We start from the raw sequence: 18,723 nt of genomic DNA on the forward strand, positions 1-18,723 counted from the left end.
ACTGAAAATGAATAATAGTTTGATCTTGCATAAGTAATTACTTATATATTCAATCAAAGCTGCACAGGACGGGCCTTAGCGGCCTTGCAATCACCAGAAGCAGTGAAGCTAGACAGGAGCGGCGGAATCAATGCGCAAAAGCATGATGCGGATAACCTTGCGTCAGCTGCAGGTGTTCCGGGCGGTATGCGAAAGCCTTTCCTACAGCCGGGCAGCGGAGGAAATGGCGCTGACCCAGCCAGCAGTGAGCTTGCAGATTCGCCAACTCGAGGAGCTGATCGGCCAGCCGCTGTTCGAGTATCTGGGCAAAAAACTCTACCTGACCGCCGCTGCCGAAGCGCTGCAGCGCGCCAGCACCGACATATTTGGGCGCCTGGACAGCCTGGATATGCAGCTGTCCGACATGCAGGGCTCGCTACAGGGTCAGCTGAATCTGGCGGTCGAGTCGAGCGCCAAATACATCACGCCGCACCTGTTTGCGGCTTTCAAACGCAAGCATCCAGAGGTCAGCCTGGAACTCGTGGTGGTCAATCACGCGCAGGCGGTCAAACGCCTTTCGATCAGCCGCGACGATCTACTGATCATGTCGCAGGTGCCGACTGACATGGATCTGGAATTCATGCCATTCCTGAACAACCCCATCGTGGCGGTCGCACCGACTGATCATCCACTGAGCCAGGCAGCAGCCCTGACCTTGCAGGACCTGACCGCCTACCCACTGCTGGTCCGGGAGCCGGGCTCGGGCACGCGCAAGGCAGGCGAAGACTATCTGCGCCAGAAGCGTGCGCATTTCGCTCAGACGATCCAGGTGGCCTCACTGGATGCCCTACGCGAGAGCGTCGTAGCAGGGCTCGGCGTAGCGCTGATGCCACGCCATGCAGTCCACTTGGAGCTGGCTCACGGCCTGCTGCGAGAGCTGCCAGTCGAGGAGCTACCGCTGTACCGCAGCTGGTGCGTGGTGCATCCGCGAGCCAAGCGGCTGAGCCCGGTGGCTCAGGCGTTCTTCACTTTTATTCGCGAAGAACGCGCGCAGATCATCGCCCTGGCTGCGCGCTTTGACGGCTCGCAGGCAAACCCTCAAGCAGCGGGCTGACCATCAGCAGGTCGGGGAACTCCATCAGCTGCGCATGCAGCTGGCGCTGCTCGTCGTAGCTTTCGATGGCACGGCGGAAATGCATGCGGCGCTCGTCCAGCTGCTTGCGGCGGGCACGGGCATCGAGGTTGACGTAGGGTTCACGGTGCTGGGACATGCGCGGTCTCCGGAACAGGTGTCGGGAGAGCCCAGCATCGAAGCCCCGGGTGACGCTATGAGGACAAGCAGATGACGGAGCGATGAACGCCGCTTAAGCGCTCGTCAATCTTCGTGCGGCTTCACCGATTTCGGCGACAGGCGCAGGCTACGCAAGCTGCGCTTCACGCTCTTGAGGTGATTGACCAGGCTCGGACCGCGCGCCATGGCGACGCCCATCGCCAACACGTCGATCACCACCAGATGCGCGATACGCGAGGTCAGCGGGGTGTAGATCTCGGTGTCTTCCTGCACGTCGATGGCCAGGTTGATGGTCGCCAGTTCCGCGAGCGGGGTCTGGCTCGGACAGAGGGTGATCAGCGTGGCGCCGGATTCGCGGACCACATTCGCCGTGATCAGCAAGTCCTTGGAGCGGCCCGACTGGGAAATGCAGATCGCCACGTCGGTGGGCTTCAGCGTGACAGCCGACATCGCCTGCATGTGCGGGTCGGAATAGGCCGCGGCGCTGAGCAGCAGGCGAAAGAACTTGTGCTGGGCATCGGTCGCCACCGCGCCGGACGCACCAAAGCCGTAAAACTCGACTCGCTCGGCCTTGGCCATCGCCGCCACTGCGCGCTCGAGCGCATCGGAGTCGAGCTTCTCGCGCACTTCCATCAGCGTGTGCAGGGTGGTGTCGAAGATTTTCAGCGCGAAATCGGTGACCGAGTCATTTTCGCTGATGGCGAACTGGCCGAAGCTGGCGCCGGCAGCAAGGCTCTGCGCCAGTTTCAATTTGAGGTCCTGAAATCCCAGGCAACCGATGGCGCGGCAGAAGCGCACGATGGTCGGCTCACTGACCCCCACCACATGGGCCAGGTCGGCCATTGAACTGTGCATCACGGCAGCTGGATCGAGGAGTACATGGTCGGCGACTTTCAGCTCCGACTTGCGTAACGAACCTCTCGATTGGGCAATGTGTTGCAGCAGGTTCACGTGGCGGTCTCGCTATGATCAAAACCTGGCAAGAATGGTCGAACGCTGCGGGTGCGCTCGCATCCGTCAAGCCGGCTGGGTTGTAGTGGGCTTGTAGTTATACTACAAGCCTCGCAGTATCGCCCACCTATCGAGTCTGTCCACCTTCTAGGAGTGACGCTGTGTCCATTTCCTGCGACATGCTGGTATTTGGCGGTACCGGCGACCTGGCGCTACACAAACTCATCCCTGCACTCTATTACCTGCACCGTGAGCATCGTCTGCATGATGATGTCCGCATCCTGGCGATTGCGCGCCAGGATATTGATCGCAACGCCTATCTCTCGTTGGCCGAGCGACATATCCGAGCGCAAATCGCGCGCACGGACTTCGAGGCTGAAATCTGGAATGCGTTCAGCCAGCGCCTCGACTACTTCCCCATGGACGCCACTCAGAGGGGTGAATACGTCCGTCTCGCGCATCACCTCGGCCAGGCCGAAGGCCGCGTGCGGGTGCACTACCTGGCGACCGCGCCCAACCTGTTCGAGCCCATTGCCTCGAACCTTGAGAGCGCAGGGCTGGCCGGAGAAGACGCGCGCATCGTCCTGGAGAAGCCCATCGGCCACTCCCTCGAATCAGCACTCGAGATCAACGAGGCCATCGGTAACGTCTTCCCCGAATCGCGCATTTATCGGATCGACCACTACCTCGGCAAGGAAACCGTGCAGAACCTCATGGCGCTGCGTTTTGCCAACGCTCTGTTCGAGCCCATCTGGCGCAGCGGCCATATCGATCATGTGCAGATCACGGTGGCCGAGACCCTCGGCGTCGAGGAGCGGGGCAGCTATTACGACCATGCCGGCGCCATGCGCGACATGCTGCAGAATCACCTCCTGCAACTGCTCTGCCTGGTGGCGATGGAAGCCCCGGTGCGCTTCGATGCCAAATCGATACGCGGCGAAAAGGTCAAGATTATGGAAGCACTCAAACCGATTACCGGTAACGACGTGCAGGACAAGACCGTGCGCGGGCAGTACGTCGCCGGGCAGATCGGCGGCAATGATGTGCAGGCTTACTACTTCGAAAAGGATGTGGATAACGACAGCGATACCGAAACCTTCGTCGCTGTAAAGGCCGAAATCGACAATTGGCGCTGGGCTGGCGTGCCCTTCTACCTGCGTACTGGCAAGCGCATGGCGAAGAAGCGCTCGGAAATCATCATCACCTTCAAACAGGTGCCGCACATGCTGTTCACCAAAGGCGAGGTCAACCGCCTGGTGATCCGCCTGCAGCCGGAGGAGAGCATCAGCCTGCAGCTCATGGCCAAGGCACCCGGTAAAGGGATGCAACTGGAGCCCGTCGAGCTCGATCTGAATCTGGCCCATGCATTCAGCAGCACACGCCGCTGGGAGGCGTACGAGCGGCTGTTGCTGGACGTGATCGAAGGTGACTCGACACTGTTCATGCGCCGCGATGAGGTGGAAGCGGCCTGGAACTGGGTCGATCCGATCCTCTGCGGCTGGCAGAGTCACTACCGCAAGCCCAGGCCCTATCCGGCCGGAACGGACGGTCCTGAGCAAGCACACCAACTGATTGAGCATCAGGGTCGGCAATGGTGGCGCTGAGCCAGCCGAAGCATCCAAGTGGCCGCCCTGCAAAGTCGCTTGCAGCCCCGAGCTAGAGCAGTCCAACGCAAGTAGCGGCAACTAACAAACCGGGTGCTTGGCAACTATTGATTGAACTTTCAAGCATCATCAACTTGTCGCGCTGACAAAAAAAATTAACAGAACGCGACGAAGTCGCCATCTCCGCGGAGCAGATCGCCGATATCTCGGCATGATATCGGCGACTGAACTCGCTCGCACTAGCCCGTCGAGCCGGGCTTAATTCAGCCGTAACTTTGGCTAGCTCTAGCCAGAATAATGCGCACGTTATCCACAACCAAACCGCTATCACCACGATCAGCTAAACGCCTTGTTTTTCGCGGGCTCTGTCAAATTTCGTCAGTACTGTAACGTACTCTTCTGCCGCACCCGAAACAGGCTGCTCTATTCGCCCAGCACATGGGCCAAATCCGATGCCCATATTCGGCTGTATATACATTCCAGATCGAGCCCGGTGACGGCGACTGACCGGCAAGTTCAACTTTCGCGATAAACGGCGAACTTCGGAGATATCAGCGGCGAATCAACGCCCATGATCGGCGACTGAGGTTGAGATTAATTTTTTGATGTGTTTATTCTAGAAAAGGATTTCAATCAGCAACCCCAAAGGTCTTGTTTTGAGTGTTCCTACCGTAACGCTCCGTCGCCCAACCGACGGCGACGGTTTCCCCCTCCATGAGCTGGTAGCACGCTGCCAACCTCTGGACACAAATTCGGCGTACTGCAACCTCCTGCAATGCTCCGATTTCGCCGACACCTCCATTGCCGCCACAGACGCGGATGGCCAATTGGTAGGTTTCATTTCCGGTTACTGCCCTCCTGCTCGCCCAGACACTTTGTTCGTCTGGCAAGTCGCAGTCGACGCGTCGATGCGCGGTCAGGGGCTGGCGCTGCGCATGCTGATGGCTCTGGTCGCACGAGTCGCCAGAGAGCAGGGCGTCACCAACCTGGAAACCACCATCTCGCCGGACAACGGGGCATCCCAGGCGCTGTTTAAAAAGGCCTTCGCCAAACTTGGCGTCGACTACAGCACCCGCACCCTGTTCTCCCGCGCCGAACACTTTGCCGGCAAGCATGAAGACGAAGTGCTCTACCGCGCCGGCCCGTTCGCCGCACCCAATTCAGAAGAAGAACTAGAGGAAAACGCATGAAAACTTTCGAACTGCACGAATCTGGCGTTCGCAGCTACTGCCGCTCCTTTCCAGTGGTCTTCAAGCAAGCCCGCGGCGCTGAACTCACCACCCGCGAAGGCAAGACGTACATCGACTTTCTCGCTGGTGCTGGCACGCTGAACTACGGCCACAACCATCCTGTGCTCAAGCAGGCGCTGCTCGATTACATCGAAGCCGACGGCATCACTCACGGCCTGGACATGTATTCCGAAGCGAAGGAGACCTTCCTCTCCACCTTCGATCGCCTGATCCTCAAGCCGCGCAACATGGACTACGTCATGCAGTTCACCGGCCCGACCGGCACCAACGCGGTGGAAGCCGCGCTGAAGCTGGCGCGCAAGGTGACCGGCCGCAACAACATCATCAGCTTCACCAACGGCTTCCATGGCTGCAGCATCGGCGCGCTCGCCGCGACCGGCAACAAGCATCACCGCGGTGCTGCCGGCGTTCCGCTGACCGACGTCAGCCGCATGCCCTATGCCAACTATTTCGGTGACAAGGTCAACACCATCGCAATGATGGACAAGCTGCTGACCGACCCATCCAGCGGTGTCGACAAGCCGGCGGCGGTGATCGTGGAAGTGGTTCAGGGCGAAGGCGGCCTCAACGCCGCCTCGGCTGAATGGGTCCGCAAGCTGGAAAAACTCTGCCGCAAGCACGAGATGCTGTTGATCATCGACGACATCCAGGCCGGTTGCGGCCGGACCGGCACCTTCTTCAGCTTTGAAGAGATGGGCATCAAGCCGGACATGATCACGCTGTCCAAGTCGCTGTCGGGCTATGGCCTGCCATTCGCCATGGTGCTGCTGCGCAAGGAGCTGGACCAGTGGAAGCCGGGCGAGCACAACGGCACCTTCCGCGGTAACAACCACGCGTTCGTCACTGCTGCGGCTGCCATCGAGCACTTCTGGAAAGACGACGAGTTCGCCAATAGCGTCAAGGCCAAGGGCAAGCGCATTGCCGACGGCATGAACAAAATCGTCCGCCGCTACGGCCCGGATTCACTGTTCGTCAAAGGCCGCGGCATGATGATCGGCATCAGCTGCCCGGACGGCGACACTGCCGCCGCGATTTGCCGCCATGCCTTCGAAAACGGCCTGGTCGTCGAAACCAGCGGCGCCCACAGTGAAGTGGTCAAGTGTCTCTGCCCGCTGATCATCAGCGAAGAGCAGATCGACAAGGCCATGAGCATCCTGGACAAGGCGTTCGCCGCCGTAATGTCCGATCAAGCCGCCAACCAAGCTTCTTGAGGATTGAAGAATGATCGTACGTACCCTGGCTGAATGCGAGCAGTCCAACCGCAAGATCAAGACCGATACCTGGGACAGCACGCGGATGCTGCTCAAGGACGACAAGATGGGCTTCTCGTTCCACATCACCACCATCTACGCTAACACCGAGACGCACATCCACTACCAGAACCATCTGGAGTCGGTGTATTGCATGAGCGGCAATGGCGAGATCGAGACCATCGCTGACGGCAAGATCTACAAGATCGAGCCCGGCACGCTGTACATCCTCGACAAGCACGACGAGCACCTGCTCCGTGGCGGCAGCGAGGAAATGAAGTTGGCGTGCGTGTTCAACCCGCCACTCAACGGCAAAGAAGTGCATGACGAAAGCGGTGTGTATCCGCTTGAGGCCGAAACCGTAGTCTGATGCGACTCCGCAGGGCGGCTGCACCCCGCCCTGCGACACCCGTTTCAAGGAGAGTTTAAAGTGAACCCCGTGCAAGCCGACCTGTACCCTTCGCGCCAGCACGACGAACCTAGCTGGCAAGAGCGTCTGGACCCGGTCGTCTACCGCAGTGACCTGGCCAACGCCCCGATCGCACCAGAGATGATCGAACGCTTCGAGCGTGACGGCTATCTGGTCATCCCCAATCTGTTCAGCGCCGAGGAAGTCGCGGTATTCCGCGAAGAACTCGACCGCATGCGTCAGGACCCGGCCGTTGCCGAGTCCGGCAAGACCATCAAGGAACCCGACAGCGGCGCAATCCGCTCGGTGTTCGCCATCCACGCCGACAATCCGTTGTTTGCCCGTGTCGCCAGCGACGAGCGCATTGCCGCCATCGCCAGCTTCATCCTCGGTGGTGACATTTATGTGCACCAGTCGCGGATGAACTTCAAACCCGGCTTCACTGGCAAGGAGTTCTACTGGCACTCCGATTTCGAAACCTGGCACGTCGAAGACGGCTTGCCACGCATGCGCACCCTGAGCTGCTCGATCCTGCTCACCGACAATGAGCCGCACAACGGCCCGCTGATGCTGGTGCCGGGATCACACAAGCACTACATCCGCTGCGTTGGTGCGACACCGGAGAACCACTACCAGAAGTCCCTGCGCAAGCAGGAGTTCGGTGTACCGGATCACGACAGCCTGACCCAGCTGGCGGACCGTTATGGCATCGAGACCGCTACGGGCCCGGCGGGCAGTGTGGTGTTCTTCGATTGCAACACCATGCACGGCTCCAACAGCAACATTACACCCAGCGCGCGCAGCAATCTGTTCTATGTCTACAACCATGTAGATAATGCCGCGCAGGCGCCGTTCTGCGGCCTCTCGCCACGTCCGGCCTTTGTCGGTGAACGCGAGAACTTCGAGCCCCTGCAGATCCAGAAGCAAAAGTATCTCTGACGTACCCGATCAGGCCCGACTACCGGGCCTGTTCTTTGTTGGCGGCCGAGAGGCGGCCCAGGGATGAAAATTCACCCCCAAGACGGGAAGTTGAATCGATGCATACCGTAGAAAAAATCGGCGGCACATCCATGAGCCGCTTCGACGAGCTACTGGACAATATCTTTATCGGCGGACGCGAAGGCGACGAGCTCTATCAGCGCGTCTTCGTCGTTTCGGCCTACAGCGGCATGACCAACCTGCTGTTGGAACACAAGAAGACTGGCGAACCCGGCGTCTACCAACGCTTCGCCGACGCTCGCAACGAGGGCGCCTGGCTCGATGCACTGGACATCGTCCGCGAGCGCATGCTCGGCAAGAACGCTGAGCTGTTCGCCAGCGACTTCGAGCTGCGTGCCGCCAACCAGTTCATCAACTCGCGCATCGACGATGCCCGCGAGTGCATGAGCAGTCTGCAGCGCCTCTGTGCCTACGGCCATTTCCAGCTCGACGAGCACTTGATGAAGGTGCGCGAGATGCTAGCCTCCCTCGGCGAAGCGCACAGCGCCTTCAACTCGGTGCTGGCGCTCAAGCACCGCGGCATCAACGCGAAGATGGTCGACCTCACCGGCTGGCACCGCGACGCACCGCTGCCCTTCGATGAGATGGTGCGGCACAGCTTCGAAGATGTGGACCTGGCCCGCGAACTGGTGGTCGCCACAGGCTACACGCACTGCAGCGAAGGCCTGATGAACACCTTCGACCGCGGCTACAGCGAGATCACCTTTGCTCAGATTGCCGCTGCTACCGGTGCCCGTGAAGCGATCATCCACAAGGAATTCCACCTCTCCAGCGCCGACCCGAACCTGGTCGGAGCGGACAAGGTGGTCACCATCGGCCGTACCAACTATGACGTGGCCGACCAGTTGTCGAACCTCGGCATGGAAGCGATCCACCCACGTGCCGCCAAGACACTACGCCGCGCCGGCATCGAGCTGCGCATCAAGAATGCCTTCGAGCCGGAACACGCCGGTACGCTCATCAGCCAGGACTACAAGAGCGAGCGGCCCTGCGTCGAGATCATCGCCGGGCGCAAGGACGTCTTCGGTATCGAGGTGTTCGATCAGGACATGCTCGGGGACGTCGGCTACGACATCGAGATCAGCAAGCTGCTCAAGCAGCTGCGCCTCTACGTGGTGAACAAGGACTCCGACGCCAACAGCATCACCTACTACGCGTCGGGCTCGCGCAAGCTGATCAACCGCGCCGCGCGACTGATCGAGGAGAAGTATCCGGCTGCGGAAGTTACCGTGCACAACGTCGCCATCGTCTCGGCTATCGGCTCCGACCTCAAGGTCAAAGGCATCCTCGCCAAGACCGTCGCGGCGCTGGCCGGTGCCGGCATCAGCATCCAGGCGGTGCATCAGTCGATCCGCCAGGTTGAGATGCAGTGTGTGGTCAACGAGGAAGACTACGACGACGCCGTCGCGGCCCTGCACCGCGCGCTGATCGAGCCGGAAAACCACGGTGATGTGATCGCCGCAGCCTAAGCTACGGCTGAACCTGACCGCCGGCCTTGGCTCTAGCCAGGGTCGGCGGTTTGCCGTCCGCCGTCGCTGGCGGACCCGGCCAGCTTGCGCCGCCGATACCAGGTGGCGAAAAACACCACCGCCAGCAACAGCTCGGCGAGATCGCCGCCGTAATACATCAATTGTGCAGCCGCTTCGATTTCCGCCAGGTCGTGGCCGGCGTCGCGCGGAAAGCCGTAGGCATACATGAGTTTGCCCAGCACGGCATGAGCGGCAATCGCCACGAACAATACGATCAGCCGCAACCACATGCCGGGACGATGCGGCGCGGGGTCCGGTCCGGCAATCGACCAGCTGAAAAGATAGCCTGCCAGTACGAAGTGCAGGTGCAACCATACATGGAGGACGGGTTCGCTGAAGCTCAGCTGGTACAGCGGCGTGAGATAGAGGATATACAGCGCGCCGACATTCAACATCAGTGCGGTCACCGGATGGCTCAGGCAGCGCACCGGCACGCTGCCCGCAAACTCGGTAATCCGTCGGGCGGTCACGACCGGCACATTGCGCAACAGCAGCGTGCCCGGCGCGCCGAGCATCATCGCAATGGGCGCGAACATGCCGAGCAGAAGATGCTGCGCCATGTGCCCGCGCAGGTCTGCATGGCCCCACTCGACCATAAAAGGCGAAAACGCGGCCACCAGAAGCCCGCACCCCAGACTGAAACTGACGGTGCGCCAGCAATGCCAAGTCTTTCGACGCCGCCGTTGCGCGCGCACACCGAGAACATAAGCAAACCAGAGAGCCAGCGTCAGCAAGACCAGCAGCGAGGTGCCAGCCAGGGTGAGCAGATGAGTATCGTGGGCCACCGGCTACCGGCCCCCTTGCAACGAGCCAAGGGATGACCGAGCTGTTCGCCAGATCATGAAGCCTATCGCCAGCAGCAGCGCGCCAAAGGCATTCCACGCCAGGTCGTAGAGCAGAAGGTTGTCCACGTAGCGCACCTGATGCAGCCGCAGAATCTTGTGATCGACGATCCCATCGAACAGCTGAAAGCCGCCTGCGCCAAGAAACAAACCGGCCCAGGCGTGCAAGCGCGACACCGCGCGGCGGCTGCTCAGCTGCACGAACAGGTAAAAGCCGGCGGCCAGCATCAGCAGTTCAGCTGAATGCAACAGACCGTCAGATATCAGCCCGACGGTTTGTGTGGATCGGTCGAAGAAATGGTGCCAGGCGAGTATCTGGTGAAAGACGATCTCGTCGATGGCGGCCATCAAACCAATCCCGAAAAAGCTCGTCGCGATCAGACTACCTCTGGCATCGACGGGGAGTTTGCTCACGATGGGCCTCCGGCTGATAACGGTTGGCTTGCATCGGAACTCGGTACGCTCGACTCAAGCCCTGTCTATGAGTGACTGGGGTCAGCCTCAAGAGTTCTCCATCGGCTTGATCTGACGGGGCGAAAAGCGCCGGCCAACTCAGTAGAATCCGCACACTTTCTGCTGGTATATAGAGCCACCGCACCATGACCCACCCTCGCACCGAACTGCTGTCGCCCGCCGGCACCCTGAAATCCATGCGCTACGCCTTTGCCTACGGCGCCGACGCGGTCTATGCGGGACAGCCGCGCTACAGCCTGCGCGTGCGCAACAACGAATTCGACCACGCCAACCTGCGCCTGGGAATCGATGAGGCCCATGCTCAGGGCAAGCAGTTCTATGTGGTGGTCAACATCGCGCCGCACAACGCCAAGCTGCGCACCTTCATCAAGGATCTCGAGCCGGTGGTCGCCATGGGTCCGGATGCGCTGATCATGTCCGACCCCGGTCTGATCATGCTGGTTCGCCAGCACTTCCCCCATATGACCATTCACCTGTCGGTACAGGCCAACGCGGTGAACTGGGCCAGCGTCGAGTTCTGGCGTCAGCAGGGCCTCACCCGCGCCATCCTCTCGCGCGAGCTGTCGCTGGAAGAGATCGGCGAGATCCGTGAAAAGGTGCCGGGCATGGAGCTGGAGGTCTTCGTTCACGGCGCGCTGTGCATGGCCTATTCCGGGCGCTGCCTGCTCTCCGGCTACATCAACAAGCGCGACCCCAACCAGGGTTCCTGCACCAACGCCTGCCGTTGGGAATACAAGGCGCACGAAGGCAAGGAAGACGAGCTGGGCAATATCGTCCAGCAGTATCAGCCGATCCCCGTGCAGCAGCTTGGAGCAGGCGCCATCCAGCCGACTCTGGGTGCCGGCGCGCCGACCGATCAGGTCTTCCTGCTCGAAGACAGCAGCCGTCCTGGCGAAATGATGGAAGCATTCGAGGACGAGCACGGCACCTACATCATGAACTCCAAGGACTTGCGTGCCGTCCAGCATGTCGAGCGGCTGGTGCAGATGGGCGTGCATTCGCTGAAGATCGAAGGCCGGACCAAATCCCACTACTACGTGGCGCGCACCGCCCAGGTCTATCGCAAGGCAATCGACGATGCGGTCGCAGGCAGACCCTTCGACAAGTCGCTGATGGACACCTTGGAATCGCTCGCGCACCGCGGCTACACCGAAGGCTTCCTGCGTCGTCACGTGCATGACGAATACCAGAACTATGAGCGAGGCTTTTCGCTATCGGAGCGCCAGCAGTTTGTCGGCGAGCTGACCGGCGAACGGCGCAACGGGCTGGCTGAAGTGATCGTCAAGAACCGCTTCGCCGTCGGCGACCGGCTGGAGCTGATGACCCCGCACGGCAATCTGAACTTCCGCCTGGAGGCACTGGAAAACAAGCGCGGCGAACGTGTCGATGTGGCGCCCGGAGACGGTCACGTACTCCACCTGCCGGTGCCGGAGCATGTCGACCTTCAGCATGCATTGCTGATGCGCGAACTGGAAGGCACCACCACCCGCGGCTAACAGCTAGATCCTTGTAGGGTGGGCTTCAGCCCACCGCTTGGGCTACGCCACCCTAACCGCTGGTGGGCTGAAGCCCACCCTACGAAGCAGTCCTCAGACCAATAGCTTCACGAACTCGTCAGCCGGCACCGGGCGGCTGATCAGGTAACCCTGCATTTCGTCGCAGCCGTGAGCTTTGAGGAAGTCCGCCTGTGCCTGGGTTTCGACGCCCTCGGCGACGACCTTCAGCTCCAGGCTATGGACCATGGCGATGATGGCCCGGACGATGGCTGAATCTTCTCCGACCTGATCCAGTTCGGAAATGAACGAGCGATCGATCTTCACGTAGTCCACCGGGAAGCGCTTGAGGTAGCTGAGCGAGGAATAGCCGGTGCCGAAGTCATCGATTGCCAGCTTCACACCCAGCGCGCGTAACTGGCGGCTGATGTTGATCGCGTTGTCGATGTCATCGAGCAGCTGACTTTCGGTCAGTTCCAGCTCGAGCCGGTCGGCGGGCAACCCAGTCTCTTCCAGTACCTGTCGCACCAGGCTGACGAAATTGCCCTGGCGCAACTGTTTGACGGACAGGTTCACCGACACCCGAATGGCGGCCAGTCCATCGAGTTGCCATTGACGCGCCTGCCGGCAGGCTTCGCGCAGAACAAACTCACCCAGCGGGATGATCAGCCCGGTTTCCTCGGCTAGGGGAATGAAAAAGCCTGGCGCAATAAGGCCTTTCTGCGGATGCCGCCAGCGCACCAGTGCTTCGGCCGCATCCAGGCTGTCTTCCGCCACGTTCAGTCGCGGTTGATAGAAGACTTCCAGCTGGCCTTCCTCGAGTGCGCGACGGAGTTGGTTCTCCAGCTTGAGATTTTCCAGGCTCGACACCTGCAAGCGCTCGGTGAAGAACTGCAGGGTGTTGCCGCCAAGATGTTTGGCATGTTGCATGGCCATGTTCGCCTGCAACAGCAGCGAGGTCGCCTCGCGCGAGTTGTCTGGCATCAGGCTGACGCCGATGGACGCGGTGATGACCAGTTCCTGATCGTCGAGCCGAATGGGTTTGCTGATGCGCGACAGCAAGCGGCTGCCGCTGTGCGCCAGGCTGGCAAGGCTGCCGTAACCTTCGAGCACCACCACGAACTCGTCACCGGATAAACGGGCAATGGTGTCGGCGTCCGACAGCGTGTGGGACAGACGGCGGGAAACTTCACGCAACAGCTGATCAGCCGCCTCGTGCCCAAGGCTTTCATTAAGCGTCTTGAAACGGTCCAGATCGATATACAAAACCGCCAGCCCGCGATTGCTGCAACGGCTACGCTCGCAGGCGCTGTGCAGACGCTCCTTGAGCAAGCTGCGATTGGCCAACCCGGTGAGTTCGTCGAAGTGGGTCAGGTAACGCAGACGTTCCTCGACCTGACGCCTGACGCTGAGATCGGAAACGAACGCGACCACATTGGTGATGTTGCCGTGTCGGTCGTGCACCACTCGCATCTGTGCCCATTGCGGGTAGACCTCGCCATTCTTGCGGGTCTCGATCAGCTCGCCTTGCCAGATACCGTGCTGCGCCAGGCTTTCGCGAATAGCCGAATATTGCTGGCGGCTGTCCTCGGAACTCGCCAGCAGGGCGACGCTTCTTCCGATCAGTTCCTCTCGGCTGAAACCGGACAGCGTGCAACAGGCCTGGTTGACTGCCAGCAGGTGGAATTCGGGATCCATGATCGCCATGCCCTCACCTGCCGCTTCGAACACCGTGGCCGCCAACCGCAATTGCTCGGCCTGACGATGGCTCTCGCTGATGTCTCGCCGGGTGCCGATCATTCGTAAGGCCCGGCCGTTAGCATCGCGCTCGGTGACACGCCCGCGATCTTCGATCCAAATCGAACTGCCGTCGTTGAGCATGGCCCGGTATTGCACGGCATAGCTTTCGGTCTTGCCCTTCAAGTGGTCGATCATGTCCTGGCGTACACGCGGGCCGTCTTCGGGATGCACTTCGGGACGCTGCTGCTCGGCCAGCAGCAGTCGATCACTCAGGCCGACACCAAAAACCACGTCCATCCTCGAGTGATGGACCTCACGGTTGGCCATGTCCCAGTCCCACATGCCCAATTCACTGGCTTCCAGCGCCAGGCTCAAACGAGCCTCGCTTTCACGCAGCGCGGCGGTGCGCTCAATCACCCGCCGTTCGAGCCCGTCGAAGGCCTCTCGCATCCGGCCCTCGGCATGGCGCCGCTGCTCGACCTCCCGGGCCAGCTCGCCATTCAGATCGGTGGCTTCACCCCGCATGCGTTGCAATCGCCGTATCAGCAACTGGTTGTGCAGACGTTGCGCCAGGCTGGCCGTCACCAGCCGGTTCATCTGCCAGGCAATCATGCTCAGCGTCAGCAGCACGATTGCGGCCAGCAGCCCCCAACCCTGCAGATGGGGCTCGCCGCTGCTTAACAGCACCGCCGCAGCGGGAAGCAGCCCGGGAATGGCAAAGGCGCCGAACGCGCGGAGCGATACGCCGCAGGCCACGCAGCCTGCAAAAAACACCGAGGCAAGCGAACCGAGCAGTACCGTTTGTTGCAGGAACGGCCCGTCTAGGGCCAGCTTGATGATCGCGTAGTCCAGCGTCACCGCGCTGGCGACACTGGCCATCAGGAAGGATCGATACCAGCGGGGATGCTGCTGCTCCTCGGCGCTGGCCTTGGCGAAGCTGCGCGTCTGCTGCAGCCTCAGCAGGGCGATTGCAAAGGTCACACCCGACCAGATCGCCAATTGCAGCTTCGGTCCTTCCGCCCAGAGTACGGCGGGGAATACCAGGCTGGTGATGATCATCAGCAGCAGTGCGAGCCGCGAGCCCTCATAGAGCAGCCGCGTGCGCTCGGCCCGCTGATCCATCTCTGCAAGGTTGAAAGCGGCGTGGTCCTCCATGGCCATTGACGCCGACGGATTGGCTTGTGCGGAATCGGTCATCGGGTTGTTCTTGTAATGGATGTCTGGAGCGGTAGGCGTGCATTCAGCACGTCTCGATAATGGCACGACGCTAGCGTCTGGTCATCGTCTCTCCGACCAAAGACCGTGGATGACGATACGCTGGTATCGATCAGATGGATTTTCAACAGGTCGATGACCACAACCCGCCCCGGCTCCCGGCGCGGTTTCTGTCCTCTCCCAGCCAAGCCCTTTGTCTGCCCATGGCTTGACTGGCGCCCGTCCGTTGCACGAGCGGGTCGGCTGGATTTCCGGCTAGAATGGCGCCCATGCATGACGATCTCTCTCTCCTCCTGAACTCCCTTAACGATGCCCAGCGCCAGGCCGTGGCCGCGCCGCTGGGTCGTCAATTGGTCCTCGCTGGTGCCGGCTCGGGCAAGACCCGCGTATTGGTGCACCGCATCGCCTGGCTGCACCAGGTTGAGCGCGCATCTTTGCACTCGATCCTTTCAGTTACCTTTACCAACAAGGCCGCCGCCGAGATGCGCCAGCGCATCGAGCAGCTGATGAAGGTCAACCCGCAGGGCATGTGGGTCGGCACCTTCCACGGCCTTGCGCACCGCTTGCTGCGTGCTCATTGGCAGGAAGCGAAGCTGGCGCAGAACTTCCAGATCCTCGACTCGGACGACCAGCAACGCCTGGTCAAGCGTGTGATCCGCGAGCTCGGTCTCGACGAGCAGCGCTGGCCGGCTCGCCAGGCCCAGTGGTGGATCAATGGACAGAAGGACGAAGGTCTGCGGCCCAAGCACATCCAGCCCAGCGGTGACCTGTTTCTGGCGACGATGCTGAGCATCTACCAAGCCTACGAAGAAGCCTGTGCCCGCGCCGGCGTCATCGATTTTTCCGAGCTGCTGTTGCGCGCGCTGGATCTGTGGCGCGACAACCCGGGCCTGCTCGATCATTACCAGCGCCGCTTCCGCCACATTCTGGTGGACGAGTTCCAGGACACCAACGCCGTTCAGTACGCCTGGTTGCGTTTGCTGGCCAAGGGCGGCGACAGCCTGATGGTGGTGGGTGACGATGACCAGTCGATCTACGGCTGGCGCGGCGCGCGGGTCGAAAACCTGCATCAGTTCAGCGAAGACTTCCAGGACGCCGTAACCATCCGCCTGGAACAGAACTACCGCTCCACGGCCTGCATCCTCAAGGCCGCCAACGCGCTGATCGCCAACAACCAGGGCCGTCTGGGCAAGGAACTGTGGACCGAAGGCTGCGAAGGTGAGCCGATCAGCCTGTACGCCGCGTTCAACGAGCACGACGAAGCGCGCTACGTGGTCGAGAGCATCGAGAAAGCGATCCGCGACGGCATGAGCCGCAGCGAGATCGCCATCCTCTATCGCTCCAACGCCCAGTCGCGGGTACTCGAAGAAGCCTTGCTGCGTGAACGCATCCCCTACCGCATCTATGGCGGCCAGCGCTTCTTCGAGCGCGCCGAGATCAAGAACGCCATGGCCTACCTGCGCCTGATTCAGGCACGGGACAACGATGCGGCGCTGGAGCGGGTGATCAACGTGCCGGCGCGTGGCATTGGCGAGAAGACTGTCGAATGCCTTCGCCAGCTGGCCCGGCAGCAGGAAAGCTCGATGTGGGCCGCGCTGCATCAGGCGGTCGGCACAAAGGTGGTGTCGGGCCGTGCGGCGAGCGCGCTGAACGGCTTCGTCGAGCTGATCGATACCCTCGCGCTGAAGGTCGAGGGCATGCAGCTGCACAGCATGGCGCAGCTGGTCATCGAACAGTCCGGTCTGCTGGCCTACCACCGTGACGAGAAAGGTGAGAAAGCCCAGGCACGGGTGGAAAACCTTGAGGAACTGGTTTCCGCTGCGCGCGCCTTCGACAACTACAGCGAAGACCAGGAAGACGAGCAGACCCCGCTCGCCGCCTTCCTCGATCACGCCTCGCTGGAAGCCGGTGAACAGCAGGCCGGCGACCACGAAGACAGCGTGCAGCTGATGACCCTGCACAGCGCCAAGGGCCTGGAGTTTCCGTTGGTGTTCCTGGTCGGCATGGAAGAAGGCCTGTTCCCGCATAAGATGAGCCTGGAAGAACCGGGCCGCTTGGAAGAGGAACGCCGCCTGGCCTACGTCGGCATCACCCGCGCCATGCAGCAGCTGATCGTCACCTACGCAGAAACCCGTCGGCTCTACGGGAGCGAGACCTACAATAAAATCTCGCGCTTCATCCGCGAATTGCCACCAGCGCTGATCAGCGAAGTCCGTCTGAGCAATACCGTCAGCCGCAGCTTCAACACACGTGGCATGGGTGGCGGCTCGCTGTTCGACGGCGCCAATGTGCCGGATACCCCGTTCAACCTCGGTCAGCGCGTCCGCCATTCGCTGTTTGGCGAAGGCACCATCCTCAACTTCGAAGGCTCCGGCGCCCAGGCGCGGGTGCAGGTGAATTTCGAAAGTGAAGGAAGCAAGTGGTTGATGCTCAGTTATGCCAAACTGGAACCGCTATGACGTTTACGTCAACCTATACCGATACTAATAAAATTCGCCAAAGGAAATAGCCATTCATGAAACGCCGTCACTTGTTTGGTGCCGCCGCTGCCCTGCTTGCCTCCCTCAGCCTCGCAGGCTGCAACGACGAAAAGAAAGTCGAACCCTCCGCCGAGCCGAAGGCCGCCGCCAGCGAAGCACCCGAGACCTACAACTGGAAAATGGTCACCGCCTGGCCGAAGAACTACCCGGGCCTGGGCACTGCCGCCCAGCGTCTGGCCGATAGAGTCGAGGCCATGAGCGATGGTCGCCTGACCATCAAGGTTTATGCCGCAGGTGAGCTGGTCCCCGCACTCGAAGTGTTTGATGCCGTCTCGCGCGGTACCGCCGAGCTAGGCCATGGCGCGGCCTACTACTGGAAGGGCAAGGTGCCCACCGCGCAATTCTTCACCTCGGTACCGTTCGGCCTGTCGACCAGCGAAATGAACGCCTGGCTGACCCGCGGCGGCGGCCAGGCGTTCTGGGACGAAGCCTACGCACCCTACGGCGTCAAGCCGATGGTCGTGGGTAACACCGGCATGCAGATGGGCGGTTGGTTCAACAAGGAAATCAACTCGCTGCAGGACCTGCAGGGCCTGAAGATCCGCACCCCAGGCCTGGGCGGCGAAGTGCTGACCCGCCTAGGCGCGACCACCGTCAACATGCCTGGCGGCGAAGTGTTCACCGCGCTACAAACCGGCGCGATCGATGCCACCGACTGGGTCAGCCCGTACAACGACCTCGCCTTTGGTCTGCACAAGGCCGCCAAGTACTACTACTACCCCGGCTGGCAGGAACCCCAGGCCGTGCTGGAGCTGTTGGTCAACCAGAAGGCGCTCGACACCCTGCCGGACGACTTGCGTGCCATCCTCACCGAGGCCGCCGGTGCCGCCAGCCGCGACATGATCGACGATTACGTTTATAACAACGCCATGGCGCTCGAGCAGCTCAAGCAACAAGGTACGCAACTCAAGCGCTTCCCTGACGAGGTGCTGAACGCCATGCGCGAGCAGTCCGACGTCGTCCTCGGCGAACTGGCCGCACAAAGCGAGCTGAATGGCCGCATCTGGGCCTCGATGAAGGCCTTCCAGGCGCAGGTCAAGCCGATGCACGAAATCTCCGAGAAAGAGCTGTACAACTGGCGTTGAGTCAGACGATCCGTTGCGCTTGTCGGTGAGCCGGCAAGCGCAACGAAGCAAAAGCCCGAAACACTCTACAAC

Annotated in this window: 15 protein-coding genes; 10 read left to right on the forward strand and 5 right to left on the reverse strand. The window is 61.0% G+C overall.

All coding sequences use genetic code 11. The features are described from left to right. The first annotated feature begins 145 nt into the window (after positions 1–145). Positions 146–1,093 carry a LysR family transcriptional regulator gene (locus ACQKIK_RS16840; RefSeq protein ID WP_177327100.1) on the forward strand — a complete coding sequence of 316 codons (948 nt, stop codon included), beginning with the start codon at positions 146–148 and terminating at the stop codon, positions 1,091–1,093. Here the strand turns inward: ACQKIK_RS16840 and ACQKIK_RS16845 are convergent. After that, positions 1,035–1,250, reverse strand: coding sequence for a PA3496 family putative envelope integrity protein (locus tag ACQKIK_RS16845; protein WP_046163526.1), 216 nt, complete (start codon positions 1,248–1,250; stop codon positions 1,035–1,037). The two genes, ACQKIK_RS16840 and ACQKIK_RS16845, sit on opposite strands and share 59 nt — an antisense overlap. Before the next feature lie 104 nt (positions 1,251–1,354). Continuing rightward, positions 1,355–2,221 (reverse strand): transcriptional regulator HexR, encoded by an 867-nt coding sequence (hexR, locus tag ACQKIK_RS16850; protein WP_046163525.1) that lies wholly within the window; start codon positions 2,219–2,221, stop codon positions 1,355–1,357. A gap of 161 nt (positions 2,222–2,382) precedes the next feature. Here hexR and zwf point away from each other — a divergent pair, with 161 nt between their 5' ends. From zwf to ACQKIK_RS16880, 6 genes are all read left to right on the forward strand, one after another. Next, positions 2,383–3,825, forward strand: coding sequence for a glucose-6-phosphate dehydrogenase (zwf, locus tag ACQKIK_RS16855; RefSeq protein ID WP_499136794.1), 1,443 nt, complete (start codon positions 2,383–2,385; stop codon positions 3,823–3,825). Between the two features lie 656 nt (positions 3,826–4,481). Further along, on the forward strand, positions 4,482–5,015 hold the full coding sequence (gene ectA / locus ACQKIK_RS16860) for a diaminobutyrate acetyltransferase (RefSeq protein ID WP_499136796.1): 534 nt from the start codon (positions 4,482–4,484) through the stop codon (positions 5,013–5,015). Further along, a complete protein-coding gene (ectB, locus tag ACQKIK_RS16865) occupies positions 5,012–6,286 on the forward strand; it encodes a diaminobutyrate--2-oxoglutarate transaminase (RefSeq protein ID WP_046163522.1) in 1,275 nt (424 codons plus the stop codon). The genes ectA and ectB overlap by 4 nt, the downstream gene beginning before the upstream one ends. Before the next feature lie 10 nt (positions 6,287–6,296). Further along, positions 6,297–6,695 carry an ectoine synthase gene (locus ACQKIK_RS16870; protein ID WP_045422582.1) on the forward strand — a complete coding sequence of 133 codons (399 nt, stop codon included), beginning with the start codon at positions 6,297–6,299 and terminating at the stop codon, positions 6,693–6,695. 69 nt (positions 6,696–6,764) lie between these two features. Beyond that, on the forward strand, positions 6,765–7,673 hold the full coding sequence (thpD, locus tag ACQKIK_RS16875; RefSeq protein ID WP_045431388.1) for an ectoine hydroxylase: 909 nt from the start codon (positions 6,765–6,767) through the stop codon (positions 7,671–7,673). A 98-nt stretch (positions 7,674–7,771) separates the two neighbouring features. Beyond that, a complete protein-coding gene (locus tag ACQKIK_RS16880) occupies positions 7,772–9,202 on the forward strand; it encodes an aspartate kinase (RefSeq protein ID WP_045422584.1) in 1,431 nt (476 codons plus the stop codon). Between the two features lie 32 nt (positions 9,203–9,234). On the opposite strand, the gene ACQKIK_RS16885 is transcribed toward ACQKIK_RS16880, so the two are convergent. Together ACQKIK_RS16885 and ACQKIK_RS16890 are read right to left on the reverse strand one after the other, a co-directional pair. Beyond that, positions 9,235–10,047 carry a cytochrome c oxidase assembly protein gene (locus ACQKIK_RS16885; RefSeq protein WP_127838166.1) on the reverse strand — a complete coding sequence of 271 codons (813 nt, stop codon included), beginning with the start codon at positions 10,045–10,047 and terminating at the stop codon, positions 9,235–9,237. A gap of 3 nt (positions 10,048–10,050) precedes the next feature. Next, positions 10,051–10,518, reverse strand: coding sequence for a DUF2243 domain-containing protein (locus ACQKIK_RS16890; protein ID WP_499136798.1), 468 nt, complete (start codon positions 10,516–10,518; stop codon positions 10,051–10,053). Between the two features lie 185 nt (positions 10,519–10,703). Between ACQKIK_RS16890 and trhP the strand changes: the two genes are divergently transcribed. Beyond that, positions 10,704–12,074 (forward strand): prephenate-dependent tRNA uridine(34) hydroxylase TrhP, encoded by a 1,371-nt coding sequence (trhP, locus tag ACQKIK_RS16895; protein WP_499136799.1) that lies wholly within the window; start codon positions 10,704–10,706, stop codon positions 12,072–12,074. A gap of 93 nt (positions 12,075–12,167) precedes the next feature. On the opposite strand, the gene ACQKIK_RS16900 is transcribed toward trhP, so the two are convergent. Further along, positions 12,168–15,008 carry a putative bifunctional diguanylate cyclase/phosphodiesterase gene (locus ACQKIK_RS16900; RefSeq protein ID WP_499136800.1) on the reverse strand — a complete coding sequence of 947 codons (2,841 nt, stop codon included), beginning with the start codon at positions 15,006–15,008 and terminating at the stop codon, positions 12,168–12,170. A gap of 287 nt (positions 15,009–15,295) precedes the next feature. On the opposite strand from ACQKIK_RS16900, the gene uvrD reads away from it, so the two are divergent. Further along, positions 15,296–17,485 (forward strand): DNA helicase II, encoded by a 2,190-nt coding sequence (uvrD, locus tag ACQKIK_RS16905; protein ID WP_127838162.1) that lies wholly within the window; start codon positions 15,296–15,298, stop codon positions 17,483–17,485. 56 nt (positions 17,486–17,541) lie between these two features. Further along, positions 17,542–18,651: a TRAP transporter substrate-binding protein gene (locus ACQKIK_RS16910; protein ID WP_045422595.1), complete on the forward strand. Its 1,110-nt coding sequence runs from the start codon at positions 17,542–17,544 to the stop codon at positions 18,649–18,651. The last annotated feature ends 72 nt before the right edge of the window (positions 18,652–18,723 follow it).

This window comes from Pseudomonas sp. NPDC047961, from assembly GCF_050272435.1.
Lineage (GTDB): Bacteria > Pseudomonadota > Gammaproteobacteria > Pseudomonadales > Pseudomonadaceae > Stutzerimonas.

Bases quoted from the DNA above. Each gene is read 5' to 3' on its own strand.
- ACQKIK_RS16870 (WP_045422582.1), top strand. From the start codon at position 6,297: ATGATCGTACGTACCCTGGCTGAATGCGAGCAGTCCAACCGCAAGATC.
- ectB (WP_046163522.1), top strand. From the start codon at position 5,012: ATGAAAACTTTCGAACTGCACGAATCTGGCGTTCGCAGCTACTGCCGC.
- ACQKIK_RS16840 (WP_177327100.1), top strand. From the start codon at position 146: ATGCGGATAACCTTGCGTCAGCTGCAGGTGTTCCGGGCGGTATGCGAA.
- trhP (WP_499136799.1), top strand. From the start codon at position 10,704: ATGACCCACCCTCGCACCGAACTGCTGTCGCCCGCCGGCACCCTGAAA.
- ACQKIK_RS16900 (WP_499136800.1), bottom strand. From the start codon at position 15,008: ATGACCGATTCCGCACAAGCCAATCCGTCGGCGTCAATGGCCATGGAG.
- uvrD (WP_127838162.1), top strand. From the start codon at position 15,296: ATGCATGACGATCTCTCTCTCCTCCTGAACTCCCTTAACGATGCCCAG.
- ACQKIK_RS16845 (WP_046163526.1), bottom strand. From the start codon at position 1,250: ATGTCCCAGCACCGTGAACCCTACGTCAACCTCGATGCCCGTGCCCGC.
- ACQKIK_RS16910 (WP_045422595.1), top strand. From the start codon at position 17,542: ATGAAACGCCGTCACTTGTTTGGTGCCGCCGCTGCCCTGCTTGCCTCC.
- ACQKIK_RS16880 (WP_045422584.1), top strand. From the start codon at position 7,772: ATGCATACCGTAGAAAAAATCGGCGGCACATCCATGAGCCGCTTCGAC.